The organism is Acidovorax sp. GW835-FHT14G06, assembly GCF_058793595.1.
Map to the genome: position 1 here is coordinate 142,732 of NZ_JBXAGA010000009.1, position 18,051 is coordinate 160,782.

Below are 18,051 nucleotides of genomic sequence, written 5' to 3' on the forward strand. Positions count from 1 at the left end.
AATCAATATATGCGCTGGTAGCTATAAAAAGAAGAGCATTTTCCGGTGCGCTGCAGGGTGCGCCCAACCCCGGCGCCCGGCGCCACCGAGGAGAAGAACATGAGCAAGTCCCTGAGACTGTCCGAAAAATGGTTCCGCCGTGGCCTGTGGCTGGTGGCGCTGGTGTTTGCCAGTTTCCTCATCGGGCTGGGTGGCACCATCGTGGGCGATCTGCCCAAGGTCGAGACCCCGCTGCGGGTGGACGACTTTCTGGACAAGGCCGCAGCCGACAAGCTGCGTGCCGAGGTCAAAACGGCGCGCCAGGCCGAACAGGACGCGCAGACCGCGCTGGAGCAGGCCCAGCTGCAGCGCAGCAAGGTGCGCAGCGAGGTGCAGGCCGAGCGAGAGAGCTTCAACAACTGGCTGTCCACGCGCAGCGCCACGCAGCGGGCCGACCAGGACCCTGAGGTGATCGCGCGCACCCAGGCGCTCGACGCCCTCAAGCTGGTGGAGCGCAAGGCCCAGCAGGCGGTGGAGACGCAGCAGCAGGCCGCACTCGATGCCCGCCAGGCGGCGGCTGCCCGGCAGGAGCAACTCCACCAGATGGAGTCCGACGGCTACGTGAAGCTCGGGGCCGAGCGCCGCAAGGTCGAGCTGCGCGTGTTCCTGTACCGCCTGGCCCTCACGCTGCCGCTGCTGGCCGCAGCCGGCTGGCTGTTCGTCAAGAAGCGCAAGAGCACGTACTGGCCGTTCGTGTGGGGCTTCATCTTCTTTGCGCTGTTTGCCTTCTTCGTGGAGCTGGTGCCCTACCTGCCGAGCTACGGCGGCTATGTGCGTTACGTGGTGGGCATTGCCGTGACGGCCGTGGTGGGGCGCTACGCCATCCAGGCGCTCAACCGCTACCTGGAGCGCCAGAAGCTGGCCGAGGCCCTGCCCGACCAGGAGCGCCGCAAGGAGCTGAGCTACGACGTGGCCCTGGCCCGCCTGGCCAAGAGCGTGTGCCCCGGCTGCGAGCGGCCCGTGGACCTGAAAAACGAGAAGATCGACTTTTGCCCGCACTGCGGCATCGGCCTGTTCGATCACTGCGGCCACTGCAACACCCGCAAGAGCGCGTTTGCGCGGTTCTGCCATGCCTGCGGCGCCGGGGCGGGAGTAAAACTGGCGCAGGAGTGAGGTAGGCCGCGCTGCGGCCCTAGCCCACCATCACCCGGTTGCGCCCCTCGGCCTTCGCGCGGTACAGGGCCGTGTCAGCGGCCAGCAGCAAGGTGTCCATGTCGGCATCCGCGCCCAGGGTGGCGCTGTGCACCAGGCCGATGCTGACGGTGGCCCGCTGGGGTCCGCCCTGTGTTGCGTCCAGCGCCTGCCGCTCCACGGCGCTGCGCACCCTTTCTGCAATTGCCTGGGCCTCGGTGGGGGACACGCCGGGCAGCACGGCGGCAAACTCTTCGCCCCCGATGCGGCCCAGAACGTCGTCGGCGCGCAGCGCGCGCACCATGGTCTGGGCAATGCTCACCAGCAGCCGGTCGCCCGCGCCGTGTCCGTGCTGGTCGTTGACCTGCTTGAAGTGGTCCACGTCCACCATCATCACCGCCAGCCCGGTGGATTCGCGCTGGTAGCGTGCCAGCAGGCGGTCGCCCTGTTTGAGCAGTGCGCGGCGTGCCAGAACACCCGTCAGGTCATCGTGGCGCACGGCATGGTGCAGGCGGCGCAGCGCCTCGGCGCGTGCCGCGCTGGCGCAGGCCACGGCCAGGGGCCCCAGGGCCAGCAGCGTGACCCCCACGCGCAGCGAGAACACATCGCCCGCATGGGCCGGCGTGAAGTTGAGCACGCCGGTGGCCACGCCTGCCATGGTCCACAGGCACACCACCAAGGACAGCAGGCTGGAGGTGAAGGCGCTGTAGCTCAACGCACACCACAGCAGCCCCGGCACCACAAAAGCCAGCATGCCGGGCCCGCCGATGAGCGTGCGGATGCCCTCGGCCAACACCAGCGAACTGACGGGCGCAACGCGCCAGAACAGGGGCGTGTCCTGGGTGTGCGAGGGCGGGTCTGCCGCGCGCGGAGCGGCCAGCACCACGGGCACGATGAGCATGTAGTTCATCAGCTCGGTGCTGAACCACAGGGACAACAGGTCCGTCCACGGCGAGTCGAAATACACCGGCGCCGCGCCGCAGCCCGCCAGTGCACCCACCGCGCTGGCCGCCAGTGCTGCCAGCAGCAGGTACAGCGCCGCCACCGTGCGCTGCAGCCGCAGGATGCGCTCGTCCAGCCCCCGCAGCACCAGCCAGCCGGCGGTGGCGCCCAGCAGGTTGGCGGCATTGAGCCACAGGGCCATGCCCCAGGCGCTGCCGGTCACCAGGTCGGCCGCCACATAGCCCACTGCAGCCGCCACCCAGGCGGGCGGCCGCGCCAGATGGGGGTAGCGCACCAGCAGCCCCAGCAGCAGCGCATTGGCAGGCCAGAACGCAGACAAAAAGCCGATGGGGCGCGCAAAGATGCCCACCAGGCAGGCGGTAAAGATCAGCAGCGCCAGGGCCGCCCAGGCCATGGGTGGGGGCACGGTCCGGGTGGTGGCAAAAAGGCGGGGCAGGGTGGGCGGCATGTAGGCGGCGGGGGCGTGCGGACCCCGATTGTCCCCGGTGTCAGGGCATGCCCAGCAGCAGGGCCACCAGCTCGCCCGTACTGGTGGCGCCCAGCTTGCGCATGATCCGCCCCCGGTGTGCTTCCACCGTGCGGTGGCTGATGTGGAGGTGGCGTGCAATCTGCTTGCTGGTGGCACCGGTGACGATGTGCTGGGCCACCTCGCGCTCGCGCACCGTCAGCGGCGTGCTCACCACGCGGCGGTGCGAGATGTCTTCAAACATCCACACCGCGCGCGCAAACGGGTTGGCACGGTCCAGCGCGCGGCCCACCACATGGCACCAGAACAGCGTGCCGTCGCGGCGGCGCATGACGCGCTCGTCGCTGTAGCTGCCGGTGTCCATCATGGCGGGCAGGCCCAGGTTGCCGGTGTGGGTGAACTCGTCCAGCGACGGATACAGCGGCGCCAGCGGTTGGTCCAGCAGTTCGGCCTGCTCGTAGCCAAACATGCGGGCAAAGGCGTCGTTGCAGATCTCGATGCGGCGCTCGCGCGTCACGCACATGCCCACGGGGGCGAGGTTGAAGGCCAGTTCCAGCGCTTCATTCAGGGGGGCAGATGATGCGGTCGGGACGGTGGTCATGGGGCGGATTTTGCTGCAGTCCACCGGGGCGGCCCGGGCGATCAGCGCTTGCGCCACCGCTTTTTCCACTGTCGCTGGATCACCCGGGCCACGCGCCAGGCCCACGACGCGCGGGCGCGCTCCAGCACGGTGTGCTTGAGCCGCATCCAGTGCGTGTGGGTCCAGGCAAACCAGCGCAGTCGCATGAGCGCGGGCTGCGTGAGGGTGAACAGCCGCGCCACCACCGCCGTGCCCACCACCTTGGCCAGCAGGATCACCAGCATGCCCAGCACCACATGCCCGCGCCCGATCGCCCACAGCGCCAGCAACTTGATGGGCAGCAGCAGCGCCGTGGGCAGCGCAAAGAGCGCCACGGCCGCCCAGGGTGGCAGGGCGCGCACCCAGCCTTCGATCCAGCGCAGCCCCGGCCAGCGGCCGATGCGCGCCAGCAGGCGCTGCAGCGGCTCCCAGCCCCATTCCTCGAACAGGATCAGCAGCGCCAGCAGGCCACTGCCCAGGCCCGTGAGGGCCCGCAGGGGCCAGTGCAGCAGGTGACGCAGGAGTTTTGGAATGGTTTGGGCCCGATGCGCTAGTGAATCATATTTGAGGTGCTATACAAAACATAGCGTTTTGGCGGGCGGGGAATGTGTGGCTCACACGCCGCGTGCGCGGTCGGACTTGAACTGCGCGCGGAACTGGGCAAAGGTGCCCGCCTCCAGCGACTCGCGCACCTCGCGCATCAGGTTCAGGTAGTAGTGCAGGTTGTGCACGGTGGTGAGCATGGGGCCCAGCATCTCGCCGCAGCGGTCCAGGTGGTGCAGGTAGGCGCGGCTGAAGCCATCGCGCCCGCCGTCGTCCCACGACACGCCCGAGCTGCCCGCGCAGGCGTAGCAGGTGCAGCTGGTGTCCATCGGTTGGTGGTCGGCCTTGTGGCGGGCGTTGCGGATTTTGAGGTCGCCAAAGCGCGTGAACATCGTGCCGTTGCGCGCGTTGCGCGTGGGCATCACGCAGTCGAACATGTCCACGCCATCGGCCACGCCCTGCACCAGGTCTTCGGGCGTGCCCACGCCCATCAGGTAGCGGGGCTTGTGTGCGGGCAGGCGGTGGGGCGTGTGGGCCATGATGTCCAGCATCTCGTCCTTGGGTTCGCCCACGCTCACGCCGCCCACGGCGTAGCCGGGAAAGTCCATCTCGACCAGGCGCTCCAGCGACTCCTGGCGCAGGTTCTTGAACATGCCGCCCTGCACGATGCCGAAGAGTGCGTTGGGGTTGTTCAGGCGGTGGAACTCGTCCTGGCTGCGTTGGGCCCAGCGCAGGCTCATCTCCATGGATTTGCGCGCCTCAGCCTCGGTGGTGAGGTGGCCCTTGGTCTCGTACGGCGTGCACTCGTCAAGCTGCATCACGATGTCAGAGTTGAGCGTGGTCTGGATCTGCATGCTCACTTCAGGCGACATGAAGAGCTTGTCGCCGTTGACGGGGCTGGCAAAGGTCACGCCTTCTTCGGTGATCTTGCGCATGGCGCCCAGGCTCCAGACCTGGAAACCGCCTGAATCGGTAAGGATGGGCTTGTCCCACTTTTCAAAGCCGTGCAGGCCGCCAAAGCTCTGCATCACATCGAGCCCCGGGCGCATCCACAGGTGGAAGGTGTTGCCCAGGATGATCTGCGCGCCCATGTCGTGCAGGCTGCGCGGCATCACGCCCTTGACGGTGCCATAGGTGCCCACGGGCATGAAGATGGGGGTTTGCACCACGCCGTGGTTGAGCGTGAGCTGGCCACGGCGTGCGTGGCTGGAGGGGTCGGTTTTGAGGAGGTCGAACTGCAGCATGATGGGGCGCATTGTCCCAGACGGGCCGGGCTGACCTGCCGCAAGGGATTGGACTGGCGCTGGCCGATGGCGTCGCTACACTGGTCTGTACTCACTCAAGGAGAACCCCATGCTCAAGATCCTCATCGCCGTGGACGGCTCCGAACTCTCCCTGGATGGCGTGCACCACGCGCTGGCGCTGGTGCGCCAGGGGCTCAAGGCCTCGATCGTGCTGGCCAACGTGCAGGAGCCTGCCACGTTGTACGAGCTGGTGACCACCCGCGACCCTGACCTGATCGCCGCCGCCAGCCTGGAGGCGGGCGAACATTTGATGGCCTCGGCCCGGGCGCTGCTCGATGCGGCAGGGGTGGCCTACGAAACCGATGTGGGCGTGGGCGATGTGGCCCACACCCTTGTGGACATGATCGAACGACTGGGCTGCCACATGGTCATCATTGGCGCCAAGGGGCAGGGCGCGATCACCAGTGCGCTGCTCGGGTCCGTATCGCAGGAGCTGGCACATGCCAGCCCGGTGCCGGTGACCATCGTCAAGCATCCCGATGTGGTGGAGGCCGTCGATGGCGACACGGCAGAACCGTCGGCGGCCTGATCACGGCTGACCACCTTCATGCCCTCGAACAAAAGCCACCCGTAAAGGTGGCTTTGCAGGGTGGGGCGGTGTGGGACGGTGGGTTAGTCCAAAGAGATCTTTTGCTCGCGGATCAGTTTGTGCCAGCGTTGCACTTCGCTGCGGATCAGGTCCGCATATTGCTGCGGCGTGCTGCCCACGGGCTCAATGCCGAAGTCGATCAGCTTTTGGCGGATGGCGGGCGTCTGAATGGCGGTGGCGACCTGTTTTTGCAGGGCACCCACCACCTCCGCAGACGTGCCCGCGGGGGCCACGATGCCGACCTGCGCCGATGCTTCAACCCCTTTGATGCCCAGTTCGGCAAACGTGGGGACATCGGGCAACTGGGACAGGCGCGTGGCGTTGGCCACGGCCAGCGGGCGGATCTTGCCACCCTTGATGAAACCGGCGCCTGCAGCCAGGTCCACCATCATGGCGGCGACCTGGCCGCCAGCCAGGTCGGTCAGTGCCGGTGCAGCGCCTCGGTACGGAATGTGGACCATGTGCAGCCCGGCGTTGACCTTGATCAGTTCCATGGCCAGGTGGTGCGGACTGCCCGCGCCCGCCGAGCCGTAGCTGACCTTGCCTGGCGAGGCCTTGGCCTTGGCAATGAAGTCCTTGGCGTCACGGATGTCCGAGTTCGGACCCACCACCAGGATCATGGGGAAGCGGCCCATGAGGGTCACGGGCACCAGGTCCTTGTCGGGGTTGTACGAGAGCTTGCTGTAGAGCGCCGTGTTGAACACCATGGTACCGTTGTCGGCCGACAGGATGGTGTAGCCATCGGCGGCCGAACGGGCAACGTCAGCAGCGGCAATGGCCGTGTTGGCGCCAGGCTTGTTGTCCACGGTCACGGTCTGTCCGGTCTGGGTGGACAGTTGCATGCCGATCGTGCGGGCCAGGAAGTCCGAGCCACCGCCTGCAGGATAGGGCACCACCCAACGGATCGGTTTGGCCGGGTAGTTCTGGGCGAAAGCCGCGGTGGGGCCTGTGAGTACGGCAAGTGCCGCGAGCAGAGCCGTGGCATGACGTCGATTCAGCATGGTGTCTCCTGAGATAGATCAAACAATATATATTTCGCAATGATATTACGCAATGCGTAATGATCCCGACGTAGATACCCTACTTTTGCCGCCGCCCATGGCCGTCCCCATGCCACACACCGCCCCCGACACACCTGCCGACATCCTCACCAAACGGCGCCAACGCGTGCAGTCGGCGGAAACCGGCATGACCATCCTGAAGGCGCTCGCGCGGTTGGGGGGCGCGGCAAGCCTGACGGCCATCGCTGCCGAGTCGGATGAGAGTGCGGCCAAGGTGCACCGTTACCTCTCCAGCCTGACATCCGAAGGGCTGGTGGCCCAGCATCCCGCCACCCAGCATTACCACCTGGGCCCCGAGGCTGTGCGCATCGGTCTGGCGGCATTGCGGCAATGCGACCCGGTGCGCATGGGCGAGGCGGCCCTGCTGCGCATGCGCGAGTCCCTGCAGGTGACTTGCTTCATTGCCGTCATGGGCAATATGGGGCCGACGGTCATGCGCATGGAAGAGCCTTCGCTCCCGGTCACGGTCAACATCCGGCCCGGTTCGGTGCTGCCGCTGGTGTGGTCTGCGAGCGGGCAGGCATTTCTGGCGTTTTCTGAAGACGCGGAGCTGCGCGCCAAGGCGCATGCGGAATTCGCGGCGGCGACGGCCGAGCAGCGCTCCTTCATTGGGGGGGCTGACCCCGTGGGCACGCTGTGCCGACAGGTGCGTGCACAGGGCGGCGCCATCGTGCGCGACACCCTGCTGGCGGGCATCAGCGCGATCGCAGCGCCCATCTACGATGCGCGGGGCCATGTCGCTGCCGTACTGACTGCGCTGGGGGCCAGCAATGGCTTCGATACGCGGCCGGAGGGCAAGGTCTGCACCATGGTCATTCACGAGGCCCAGGCCATCAGCACCGCCATGGGCTACGCGGACGCCTGAGGATGCGCGGCCGCGCGTCGCGGCGCTGATGCAGCCGTGCTGCCCACCCTGTCCGCCCCGCACCTGCGTTCGCTCGACTCCGCAGGCACATGCCCGGAACAAGTCTGCTTGCGTCTGCGCCCATCGGCCCCAGCCTAGGCCCTTGGCGCCTGCTTGCTCAGCGACCAGGGTTTTTCAGCGGATGGTTGTGAATTTACGCATTGCGTAATAGCATTGCGCAAATTTTGTTGCCACGCCATGAACATCCCTGCTGCTACATCCATGGGGCGCTGCCCTGTCCCTTCCGTTGGCGCTGGCGCCGCCGCTGCGCCCCACGGCTGTCCGGTGAGCGCTCGCGCGGCGGCGTTCAACCCCTTCGACCCGGCCTATATGCAGGATCCGGGCGACTATCTGCGCTGGGCGCGCGAGGAGGAGCCCGTGTTCTTCAGCCCCCAGCTGGGTTATTGGGTGGTGACGCGCTACGAGGATGTGAAGGCCGTCTTCCGCGACAACCTGCTGTTCTCGCCCTCGGTGGCGCTTGAGAAGATCACGCCGGCGTCGCCGCAGGTGCTGCAGATCCTGCAGGGATACGGATTCGCCATGAATCGCACCATGGTCAATGAGGACGAGCCCGACCACATGGAGCGCCGCCGCCTTCTGACGGACGCGTTCCTGCCCGAGCGCCTGGTCACGCTGGAGCCCATGGTGCGCAGCCTGGCGCGCAAGACGATGGACCGCTTCATCGACAAGGGCCGAGCCGACCTGGTGGCCGAAATGTTCTATGAGATCCCGCTGAACATCGCGCTCAAGTTCCTGGGTGTGCCGGACGAGGGCGCCGAGCAGCTGCGCCAGTTTGCGGTGGCGCACACGCTCAACACCTGGGGCCGGCCAACGCCCGAAGAGCAGCTGGCGATCGCCCACAATGTGGGGCGTTTCTGGCAGACGGCGCAGGGCATCCTGGACACCATGCGCGCGAATCCCGACGGTGAGGGCTGGATGTACGAAACCATCCGCCAGCACCTGCGCCATCCCGACGTGGTGCCAGAGTCCTACCTTCGCTCGATGATGATGGCGATCCTGGCGGCGGCGCATGAGACCACCTCCAATGCCACGGCCAATGCGTTCCACACGCTGCTCACGCACCGCAACGCCTGGGAAGACATCTGTACCAACCCCGCGCTCATTCCCAACGCCGTGGAGGAATGCTTGCGCGTGGCGGGCTCCATCATTGCCTGGCGGCGGGTGGCCACGGCGGACGCCGTGGTGGGTGGGGTGCAAATCCCGCAGGGCGGCAAGATCCTGATGGTGCAGGCCTCGGCCAATTTTGATCCCCGCCATTTCGAGAACCCGGACGAGGTCGATGTGTTCCGCGAAAGCGCGGTCGAGCATCTCACCTTCGGCTACGGCGCCCACCAGTGCATGGGCAAGAACATCGGCCGACTGCAGATGCGTGTGTTCCTGGAGGAGTTTGTGCGCCGCCTGCCGCACATGCGCCTGGTGGCTGGGCAGAAGGTGGACTACCTGTCCAACACCTCATTCCGTGGTCCCTCGGCCTTGTGGGTGGAATGGGAGCCAGCGCAGAACCCCGAGCGCAGACAAGGTTCGCAAGGGTTGTCTGCGCCGCCTTCTTTCTACATTGGCCCTCCCGCCAAGGACTCCATCACCCGCACCCTGGTGCTGCATGACAAGCAGCCCGAGGGTGAGGGCCTGTGGCGCCTGGTGTTCGCCGACCCGCAGGGCCGTGCGCTGCCGGCGTGGTCTGCGGGAGCACATGTGGATGTGGTGGCTGGCGGCTTCCGGCGCAAATACTCGCTGTGCGGATCTGCCGAGGATCGCAGCCACCTGCAGGTCGTGGTACAGCGCGAGGAGCGGGGGCGCGGTGGCTCGCTGCACTTTTGCGATGTGCTGCAGCCGGGCGACAGCGTGCAGCTGGCTGGTCCCAAGAACCTGTTCCGGCTGGACGAAAGCGCCGAGCGCTATCTTCTGATTGCGGCGGGCATCGGCATCACGCCCATGCTCGCCATGGCCGACCGGCTGCAGCGCCTGGGCAAACCCTACACGTTGCACTACGCGGGCCGCTCTCGGGCCCAGATGGCACTGCTGGCACGGCTGGAGCGCGACCATGGCGACCACCTGCGGCTGTACGCCAAGGACCAGGGGCAGCGCATGGACCTGCCCGCCCTGTTGGCCTCGGTCGGTATGCAGGACCGGGTGTATGCCTGTGGCCCCGATCGCTTGATCGACGAGCTGGAGGCGCTGGGTGCCCACTGGCCGGCGGGCGTGCTGCACTATGAACACTTCAGCGGCGAAGGCTCTGGCCTGCAACCCGAAAAGGAGCACAGTTTTGTGGCCGAGTTGCAGGACTCCCAGGTCCGGGTGACCGTGCCCCGCGACCGAACCTTGTTGCAGGCGTTGCAGGCAGCCGGGTTTGACGTGCCCTGTGACTGCGGCGAAGGGCTCTGTGGCACCTGTGAGGTCGCAGTGGTGGAGGGGGAGATTGACCACCGCGACAAGGTGCTGAGCAAGAGTGAGCGGGCCACCCACCGGCGCATGCTGGCCTGCTGCTCGCGTGCGGTGGGCGACAAGATCGTGCTGGCGCTCTGATGACTGGCCGATAGCGACCCTGCAGCGTCGCCACACGCGGGGCTGAATACCGCCCCCATCAAGCAAAACCCCCTGCAGCGGCAACGCTGCAGGGGGTTTTTCATCTAGCGGGGAGGTCTTCAGGCCGCCTTGCGGAATGGCTCGGCTGTAGGCCGCTGCAGCTTGCCATGGGGCAGGGTCGCCAGCCGCGAGAACATGCGGCGCACATAACCGCGTACCCACAGGCATTTGTTGAGTTCGTCCACGGGCAGTGGTCCCGACACCACCACGATGTCGTTGGCCACGTCCTGTGCGCCGGCAGCGCGCAGGCGGCGGCGCGTGTTGTTGGCCCAGGACTGGATGCGCGTGGGGCTGCCGTGCTGGTGCACCTCGCCCGTGTGCACATCGAACGCAATGGCCACCGTGTCGGTCTTGAGCTTGAAGCGGCGTTCACCCGTGACGGCGCTGGGCGCCTCGCGCATGTCATACAGGTAATAGCTGCCTGCCTTGAGCTGGTATTGCATGTCCATGGGTGTGTTCCTCTTTGTCGGCATTGTCGAGGGGCACGCGGCAGGCAATGGCAGGTAAAACGGTGGGAAAGGGGCTCTTTTTGAACGCCTCTCACAGCGGGCCACGCCGGTTTCTGTGCGCGTGCCATTGTGGCCGCGCGTCGGCGCCATCCTGCGAAACTTGAGGACGATGTCGTAACGAGTTGTGAGGGCCTTTGCCCCGCCTTGGGCTACTGCTGGCTGGTGCTTCGTCCAAGGCGTATGCAATGGGCGCGGCCCCAGGCGCTGGCAGCCAAGCAAGGGCCGCCCCGCAGCGAGGGCTGCGTCCCCCTGCCCACATCGCGTAGCGATGTGAGAGCGTGGGGAAGGCGCGCAGCGCCTCAGGGGGGTGTCTCTGCTAGAAGTCCACCAGGCTCAACCCCACGCTGAACACCGTGCGCTTGCGGTTGTAGTCGATCATGCTGTCGCCATAGCCGCTGAACAACGAGGTGTGCAGGCGCAGGTTGCTCTTGCTGCCAAAGAGGCCGGTGCCCAGGGCTTGCAGCCATTCCACGCGCACCGAACCCCGGTCGCTGCTGGCGAGCGAGTGGCGCACGGTGGCGCCCAGGGTGTTGTCCTTGTTCACGTTCCACAGCAGCGACAGCTCGCCCCGGCCGACGTAGTCGCTGATGCCGGGGTTGTCATCGCTGCCCGCGCTCTCGGGGATGCGCTTCCAGATGCGGGCGGTCACGCTGAAGCGGTTGTCCAGTTCCATGCCGGTCATCAGGTAGGCGCGGTTCCAGCTGCGCGACAGGGGCTTGCTCTGGCCGTTGGACTGGTGCACCAGACCGATGCCGCTGTAGCGCCACTTCCAGCCAAATGGAAGTTGCGCCGTGGTGGGGTACACGTACATCAACTCGGGCTCGTGATCGGTGGCGCGGAAGGGGCGCGAGATCTCGGGCGTGAACAGTTGCCAGTAAGACTGCTGTGTGTAGCCAAACCACAGCGAATCCTTGAGTGTGGGGTGGCCCTGGGTGAGCAGGCCCTGGGCGACCTTGGTGCGCACGGACAGCTGGATGCGGTTTTCGGTGCGGCGGTAAGGCGTCGAGTCGGTGGCCGAGTTGCCGTCGGCATCCGACGTGGGCTGGCGGTTCACGTTGCTCGAGGCCACCACCGACACCGTGATGGGGCGGTAGCCCCGGAAGCTGAATGTGCCGCAGTCCGTGCCCGTCTCCAGCTCCCAGAAGCGCGAGAGATCGCTGTACTGCGGGTCGCGACAGCCTTCGGTGTGCGCCACGTCGATGATGCGGGTGGCCGGCAGCGTGGCATCCACGGGCGGCGGCACCGCCGACGAGGAGCTTGTGCCGCCAGCGTTGGCCGATGCCGAAGCGGCTGGGGCTTGCCACGGTTGCGCGCCAGCTGCGGTGGTTTTGGTCTGTTCGGCTGCCCAGGCATCAAAGCAGGCCAGGCGCGCCTGGTTGTCGCTGGACAGCGTCGTGCAGCGGCGCAGGGCGGTGTCGGCCCCAGCAGCTGCGCCGGTGGCCGCGGCAGGTGCTGATTGCGCCAGGGCCGCTCCGGCCGGGGCCAGCGCTGCCATCAGCAGCGCCAGCGTGTAGTGCCGGCGAGGCGTTGGCGCGGCACGCGCCACCGGGCTCATTGCCAGGCCGCCTGTTTGCGCAGCACAAACGGTGCTGACGGCGTGGTGGGGGTGGGGTGGGCGTTGTTCCATGTTCCGCGTATTTCCTTGCCGCAACTTCCATCGACCACCTGGCCTGTCCAGGTGGCGCTGATGTTGGTGCCGTTGATCGATTCTTCCAGGGTCAGGTTGCCGCCATCGACGTCACCACTGACTTGGGCTGTGGTGCCACTGCGCACCACGGTGCCTCGCACGCTCTGTACCAGCTCCGGGTGCGGGCCCAGTTGCAGCGTGGCCGTAGCGGGCCCGGCTCCCGGCGCAGGGGCCTGCAGCTCGGCGCGCCACTGGCCCTGCAGGTGCTGGTGGTCCATGTCTGCCGCTGCCGGGCAAGCCGCCGTGGATTGTGGGCCTTTTTGGCTGATGGCGCTTGTAGGATAAGCGCTGATAGCTATCAAAAGCACAGCAATTCCCCAGGCGCTGCGGACATGGGGCTCCGTGGGGCACGGCGTGGAACGAACGGTGGCGGGATGTGTGGCCATGGTGCGTGACCTTCTCAGACCGCAGGCGTGGGGTTGGCGGCCGCAGCCGCGTTGGCCGCAGTGGTGGCCTGGGCCTTGGCAGCAAATTCGGCGCGCAGGGCCTTGAGTTTTTCGCGCGGGTCTTCGCGGGCGGTGGTCTTGTCCAGGCCCATTTCGGCGATGAAGCGGCTCGGTTGTGCGGCCACCATTTCGCGCCCTTTTTTGCGGCGCTTGGTCCAGCTCACGGCCAGGGTGCGCTGGGCGCGGGTGATGCCCACGTACATCAGGCGGCGCTCTTCCTGCAGGCGCTGCAGCGTGTCGTCGGTCACCTTTTGCTGGCGGCCTTCGTCGTCGTCGAGCTTGAAGGGCAGCATGCCCTCGGTCACGCCCACCAGCACCACATGCGGCCACTCCAGCCCCTTGCTGGCGTGCAGGGTGGAGAGCGTGACCATGTCCTGCTCCTGCTCGCGCTCGCTGATGGTGGACAGCAGCGCAATGGTCTGTGACACCTCCAGCAGGCTCTTGGTCTCCTTGGCCACCACGGCACCGGCCGTATCGTCGATCTGCCCGCCCGCGCGCTGGGCCATCCAGTCGCAGAACTCCATCACGTTGCTCCAGCGGGCGGCCGCCACTTTTTCGCTGTCTTCGTTGTCGTACAGGTGCTGCTCGTAGCCGATCTCCTTGAGCCATTCGTTCAGAAAGGCGCGGGCCTCTTCGGCGCCATGGGTGCGGCGGGCGCTGTATTCCAGGTAATTGATGTAGCGGCCAAACTCGTGCAGGCCGTCCATGGCGCGCTTGGGCACTGCAGCGGGCAGCATGCCGTTGAACAATGCGCCGAACATGCTTTGCTTGTGCTGCGTGGCAAACGCGCCCAGCGATGCCAGCGTGGTGTGGCCGATGCCACGCTTGGGCGTGGTGATGGCGCGCAGAAACGCCGGGTCATCATCGTTGTTGATCCACAGGCGAAACCAGGCGCACAGGTCCTTGATTTCGGCGCGGTCAAAAAAGCTGGTGCCGCCCGACACTTTGTACGGAATGTTGGCCTTGCGCAGCGCTTTTTCAAACGGCTTGGCCTGGTGGTTGGCGCGGTACAGGATGGCGAAACTCTTCCAGTCCGGCGGCGGGTTGCTGGCCGCGCGCAGGCTCTGGATGCGGGCCACGGCGCGCTCGGCTTCGTGCTCCTCGTTGTCGGCATCGACCACACGCACCGGTTCGCCCTCGCCCAGTTCGCTGAACAGGGTTTTGGGGAACAGCTTGGGGTTGGGCCCGATCACGTTGTTGGCCGCACGCAGGATGGCGCTGGTGGAGCGGTAGTTCTGCTCCAGCTTGATGACCTTGAGGTGGGGGTAGTCCACCGGCAACTTCTTGAGGTTGTCCAGCGTGGCGCCGCGCCAGCCGTAGATGGACTGGTCGTCGTCGCCCACAGCGGTGAAATGTCCCTTTTCGCCCACCAGCAGCTTGAGCAGCTCGTACTGCGTGGCGTTGGTGTCCTGGTACTCGTCCACCAGCACATGGCCCAGGGCCGCCTGCCACTTGGCGCGCACTTCGGGGAAGTCGCGCAAGAGGCGCAGCGGCATGCCGATGAGATCGTCAAAGTCCACGCTCTGGTAGGCCGCAAGGCGCTCTTCGTAGCGCGCCATCAGCGTGGCGATGATGCGTTCGTTGTCGTCGGCTGCCTGCGCCAGGGCCTGCTCGGAGGTCAGGCCCATGTTCTTCCACTTGCTGATCACCCACTGCCACTGGCGCGCCGTGGCCATGTCGGTCGTGCCGCCCGAGGCTTCCTTCAGGATGCCGGTCACATCGTCGGCATCCAGGATGCTGAACTGGGGCTTGAGGCCCAGCACGTGGCCGTCCTCGCGCACCATGCGCACACCCAGGGCGTGGAAGGTGCACACCAGCACATCCTTGGCGCGGCGGCCGATCAGGCCCTTGGCGCGCTCGCGCATTTCGGCTGCTGCCTTGTTCGTGAAGGTGATGGCCGCAATGCGCTTGGGGTCCATACCCTTTTCGATCATGTGGGCGATCTTCATGGTGATCACCCGCGTCTTGCCCGAGCCCGCGCCTGCCAGCACGAGGCAGGCCCCGTCGGTGTAGTGAACAGCCTGAAGCTGGGCGAGATTGAGACCGGCAGACATGGAGAGGGCGAGGGCAGAAAGAGGCGGAGGGCGGAGACCGGGAAGGGCGCGGGGCGGTGGGCGCCACGGGCGCGGGGTGCAAACCGAGGGGTGTGCAGCGCAAGGGCGCAATGATACCGGCGCGCCCCCGGCGGCTGCGGTGCGAGGGTATCTGCCTTCGCCCATGCGTGATCAGCGCCTGACGGGCTGCTGACAGGGGCGCCCCAGTGCCATCGTGCACGCCCTGTGCTCCGGGAAACCCCGCTAGGGGCTTTGTTTTCACAATTTGATACTGGTCGGTGAGTCCCTCCCTTTGTGAGGAGGGGAGTGTTGTGAACCGAGCACCGCCATGAACCCTGTCACCCCGCCTTCCATCGCTCCGACCGCCGCCGCCCGGATGAACCGCCGTCTGTTGCCACAGTCCGCATGGACCACCTGGGTGGCCACCGGAGTGCTGGCGGGCGTGGCGTTGCTGCCTGGGCTGGCGCAAGCGCAGATCGGGGGCAACACCCCCGTGCGTATCGGCGTGGTGGGGCCGTTCACCGGGCCATCGGCCGATTTTGGCGTGCCCATGCTCAACGGCATCAAGCTGGCGGTGGACGAGATCAACGCCGTAGGCGGCTACCTGGGCCGGCCGCTGGAGCTGGTGGTCAAGGACGACGCCGCCAACCCGGACCAGGGGCGCAAGGCGTCGCAGGAACTGCTGGCCGACAAAGTGGTCGCCACCATCGGTTTTTGCAATACCGGCGTGGCGATGAAGGCCATCGACCTCTTCCAGGACGCCAAGAGTCCGCTCATCGTGCCCTGCGCCACCGGCACGGCGGTCACCACCAAATACCCGCCTGCCGACAGCTACATCTTTCGCGTGCAGGCCCGCGACGCACTGCAGGCCCCCTACATGGTGGACGACATCGTCAAGCGGGGCTGGGACAAGGTGGCCATCTTTGCCGACAAGACCGGCTATGGCGAAGGCGGCTACAACGATGTGGTGGCGGCACTGGTCGCCAAGAACCTCAAGCCCGTGCATGTGGCCCGCTTCGACCTGGGTGTGAAGGACCTCACGGCTGAACTCGCTGCGGCGCGCAATGCGGGCGCCAATGTGATCTACAGCTACACCGTGGGCCCTGAAAACGCTGTCATCGCCAACGGCAAGAAGGCGCTGGGCTGGAAGGTACCCCAGGTGGGCGCCTGGCCGCTGTCGTTCCCGTTTTTCCTGGAAGGTGCCAAGGATGCTGCCGAGGGCGCGCTCATGGTGCAGACCTTCATCGCCGAGCCCAGCAACGAACGCCGTGCGTCTTTCCTGTCGAGCTACACCCGCAAGTACCAGGGCAAGGTGGCTGTTCCCATGGCTGCTGCCAACGCCTACGACGCCACCTATCTGCTGATGTATTCGTTCCTGGGCATCCGCGACGGCAACCTCCAGGGCAAGGCCGTCAAGGAGTCGCTGGAGGGCAAGATGAAGACGTACTACGGCGTGGTTTCCACCTACGAAAAGCCGTTCAGCACGCAGGACAAGGACGCCATCACGCGCAACATGCTGGTGATCGGGCAGGTGAAGAACGGCGCCATCACCTTTGCCTACCCGGAGGATGCCAAGCGCAACCTCATCATTCAGCGTAAGCAATAACAAAAAAGCGGATGTCTGCGCTCGCCACCCGCGAGCCCCCCCACCTGACTTTGCGCTGACCACCCCGGGCGCCGCAGACCCTGGCTGCTGGCGCAACAAGGACAATCTGGCTGTGCTGTCCGTCCTGCTCGTCACCTTCCCCTTCTTTGCGCTCGTGCTCTGCGGCTACCTCGCCGCACGGCGCGGCGTGCTGCCGCAGCCCGCCATTCCGGGCCTCAACGCCTTTGTGCTGTACTTTGCGCTGCCGTGCATGCTGTACCGCTTTGGCGCCAGCACTCCCATTGGACAGTTGCTGGACCCGGCCGTTGCGGGCGTGTATGTCGTGTGTGCCCTGGTCATGGTGGGCGCTACGGTGGCCCTCACGCGCAACGCGCGCATCGGCTGGAACGACGCGGCCTTTGGCGCGCTGGTGGCGGCCTTCCCCAACACGGGCTTCATGGGCGTGCCGCTGCTGGTCGCACTGCTGGGCGCACAGAGCGCAGGGCCTGCCATCGTCACCATCGTGGTGGACATGGTCATCACCAGCTCGCTGTGTATTGCGCTGTCGCGCCTGGATGGTGCGGGAACCCATGGCGTGGGCGTGGCGCTGAAGAACGCCTTCAAGGGCATGGCCACCAACCCCATGCCGTGGTCGATTGCACTGGGTGCGCTCGCGTCGGCCGTCCAGTTCAAGCTGCCAGGTCCGGTGGACAAGACCGTTGCCATGCTGGCGGATGCGGCTTCGCCCGTGGCGCTGTTCACCATCGGGGCGGTGCTGGCCCGTTCGCAGATGAACCAGCACGAGCAGGTTCCCGCACGTGACTATGTGCCGGTGGCGCTGGCCAAGCTGCTGGTGCACCCACTGCTGGTGTGGGGCGTGGGCACGGCGGCGATGGCGCTAGGGGTGCCGCTCACGCCCTTTGCGCTCACGGTGCTGGTGCTGCTGGCGGCGCTGCCCAGCGCCAGCAATGTGTCACTGCTGGCCGAAAAATTCGGCGCCGACAACGGGCGGGTGGCCCGCATCATTCTGGTGTCCACGGCGCTGGCTTTTTTGAGCTTCTCGGCCGCCGTGGCACTGCTGACCTGAACTGCGAACCGCTGGCCTGGGGTGGCGTCAGGCGGCCGGGGGCGTCTTGCGCCCCACCAGGTACTGCACCCCGAGCATGCCGTAGAACTCCGAGTGCGGCTCTTCGGCCGCCAGGTGGAAGATATCGCCCGCTTGGAACACACGTTCGGAGGTGGCGGTGGCAATGCGGATATCGCCTGAGAGGATCAGCGCCTTCGCCTCGAAGGGATGGGTGTGGTCGCCCAACATGCCATCGGCCTCACGGGTCACGGTGACGGCGGGCTCGAAGCCCTCACGGGCCAGTTCTTCTGCAAATTGTTCGGGGGTCATGGGTGTCTCCTGCTGCGGTGCGGGTGCAGTGTAGGTGCGGGTACAAAGTCAGCGTGGGGGCTGGGATTATCAAAAATGATAGCTGCCAGCGCATGGTGCACTAGCGCTACCGTCGGATTTACTCAAATTTTCATGCTGGGCTCGTGCGCAG

16 protein-coding genes are annotated in these 18,051 nt (G+C 66.4%); 6 read left to right on the top strand and 10 right to left on the bottom strand.

Annotated elements, in window-relative coordinates; genetic code table 11:
* The first annotated feature begins 99 nt into the window (after positions 1-99).
* Complete coding sequence (locus tag AC1Q64_RS17220; RefSeq protein ID WP_492252163.1) at positions 100-1,152, top strand: serine endopeptidase; 1,053 nt, start codon at positions 100-102, stop codon at positions 1,150-1,152.
* A 19-nt stretch (positions 1,153-1,171) separates the two neighbouring features.
* On the opposite strand, the gene AC1Q64_RS17225 is transcribed toward AC1Q64_RS17220, so the two are convergent.
* The 4 genes from AC1Q64_RS17225 to tgt all read right to left on the bottom strand — a co-directional run bounded on the left by AC1Q64_RS17225 (position 1,172) and on the right by tgt (position 5,005).
* On the bottom strand, positions 1,172-2,581 hold the full coding sequence (locus tag AC1Q64_RS17225) for a GGDEF domain-containing protein (RefSeq protein WP_492252164.1): 1,410 nt from the start codon (positions 2,579-2,581) through the stop codon (positions 1,172-1,174).
* Between the two features lie 40 nt (positions 2,582-2,621).
* Positions 2,622-3,200, bottom strand: a complete 579-nt coding sequence (locus AC1Q64_RS17230) for a PAS and helix-turn-helix domain-containing protein (RefSeq protein WP_291436904.1) — start codon at positions 3,198-3,200, stop codon at positions 2,622-2,624.
* A 41-nt stretch (positions 3,201-3,241) separates the two neighbouring features.
* A complete protein-coding gene (locus AC1Q64_RS17235) occupies positions 3,242-3,580 on the bottom strand; it encodes a hypothetical protein (protein ID WP_492252165.1) in 339 nt (112 codons plus the stop codon).
* Positions 3,581-3,832: 252 nt separating this feature from the next.
* A complete protein-coding gene (gene tgt, locus AC1Q64_RS17240) occupies positions 3,833-5,005 on the bottom strand; it encodes a tRNA guanosine(34) transglycosylase Tgt (protein WP_492252166.1) in 1,173 nt (390 codons plus the stop codon).
* A 109-nt stretch (positions 5,006-5,114) separates the two neighbouring features.
* Here tgt and AC1Q64_RS17245 point away from each other — a divergent pair, with 109 nt between their 5' ends.
* Positions 5,115-5,594, top strand: coding sequence for a universal stress protein (locus tag AC1Q64_RS17245; RefSeq protein WP_492252167.1), 480 nt, complete (start codon positions 5,115-5,117; stop codon positions 5,592-5,594).
* Between the two features lie 83 nt (positions 5,595-5,677).
* Here the strand turns inward: AC1Q64_RS17245 and AC1Q64_RS17250 are convergent, their stop codons facing one another.
* Positions 5,678-6,655, bottom strand: coding sequence for a Bug family tripartite tricarboxylate transporter substrate binding protein (locus tag AC1Q64_RS17250; RefSeq protein ID WP_492252168.1), 978 nt, complete (start codon positions 6,653-6,655; stop codon positions 5,678-5,680).
* Positions 6,656-6,764: 109 nt separating this feature from the next.
* Here AC1Q64_RS17250 and AC1Q64_RS17255 point away from each other — a divergent pair, with 109 nt between their 5' ends.
* Positions 6,765-7,580: an IclR family transcriptional regulator gene (locus AC1Q64_RS17255; RefSeq protein ID WP_492252169.1), complete on the top strand. Its 816-nt coding sequence runs from the start codon at positions 6,765-6,767 to the stop codon at positions 7,578-7,580.
* Between the two features lie 237 nt (positions 7,581-7,817).
* Positions 7,818-10,163, top strand: a complete 2,346-nt coding sequence (locus tag AC1Q64_RS17260; RefSeq protein ID WP_492252170.1) for a cytochrome P450/oxidoreductase — start codon at positions 7,818-7,820, stop codon at positions 10,161-10,163.
* A gap of 119 nt (positions 10,164-10,282) precedes the next feature.
* Here AC1Q64_RS17260 and AC1Q64_RS17265 read toward each other — a convergent pair whose 3' ends face one another.
* The 4 genes from AC1Q64_RS17265 to AC1Q64_RS17280 all read right to left on the bottom strand — a co-directional run bounded on the left by AC1Q64_RS17265 (position 10,283) and on the right by AC1Q64_RS17280 (position 14,919).
* Positions 10,283-10,672: a hypothetical protein gene (locus AC1Q64_RS17265; RefSeq protein WP_291436898.1), complete on the bottom strand. Its 390-nt coding sequence runs from the start codon at positions 10,670-10,672 to the stop codon at positions 10,283-10,285.
* 376 nt (positions 10,673-11,048) lie between these two features.
* Entirely contained in the window at positions 11,049-12,287 is a 1,239-nt protein-coding gene (locus tag AC1Q64_RS17270; RefSeq protein WP_492252237.1) for a phospholipase A, read from the bottom strand.
* On the bottom strand, positions 12,284-12,805 hold the full coding sequence (locus tag AC1Q64_RS17275) for a hypothetical protein (protein ID WP_492252171.1): 522 nt from the start codon (positions 12,803-12,805) through the stop codon (positions 12,284-12,286). The genes AC1Q64_RS17270 and AC1Q64_RS17275 overlap by 4 nt, the downstream gene beginning before the upstream one ends.
* A gap of 14 nt (positions 12,806-12,819) precedes the next feature.
* A complete protein-coding gene (locus AC1Q64_RS17280) occupies positions 12,820-14,919 on the bottom strand; it encodes an ATP-dependent helicase (RefSeq protein WP_492252172.1) in 2,100 nt (699 codons plus the stop codon).
* Positions 14,920-15,295: 376 nt separating this feature from the next.
* Here AC1Q64_RS17280 and AC1Q64_RS17285 point away from each other — a divergent pair, with 376 nt between their 5' ends.
* Positions 15,296-16,525, top strand: a complete 1,230-nt coding sequence (locus tag AC1Q64_RS17285; RefSeq protein ID WP_492252238.1) for an ABC transporter substrate-binding protein — start codon at positions 15,296-15,298, stop codon at positions 16,523-16,525.
* A 112-nt stretch (positions 16,526-16,637) separates the two neighbouring features.
* Positions 16,638-17,591, top strand: coding sequence for an AEC family transporter (locus tag AC1Q64_RS17290; RefSeq protein ID WP_492252173.1), 954 nt, complete (start codon positions 16,638-16,640; stop codon positions 17,589-17,591).
* A gap of 27 nt (positions 17,592-17,618) precedes the next feature.
* Here AC1Q64_RS17290 and AC1Q64_RS17295 read toward each other — a convergent pair whose 3' ends face one another.
* On the bottom strand, positions 17,619-17,900 hold the full coding sequence (locus tag AC1Q64_RS17295; RefSeq protein WP_492252174.1) for a cupin domain-containing protein: 282 nt from the start codon (positions 17,898-17,900) through the stop codon (positions 17,619-17,621).
* Positions 17,901-18,051: the final 151 nt, after the last annotated feature.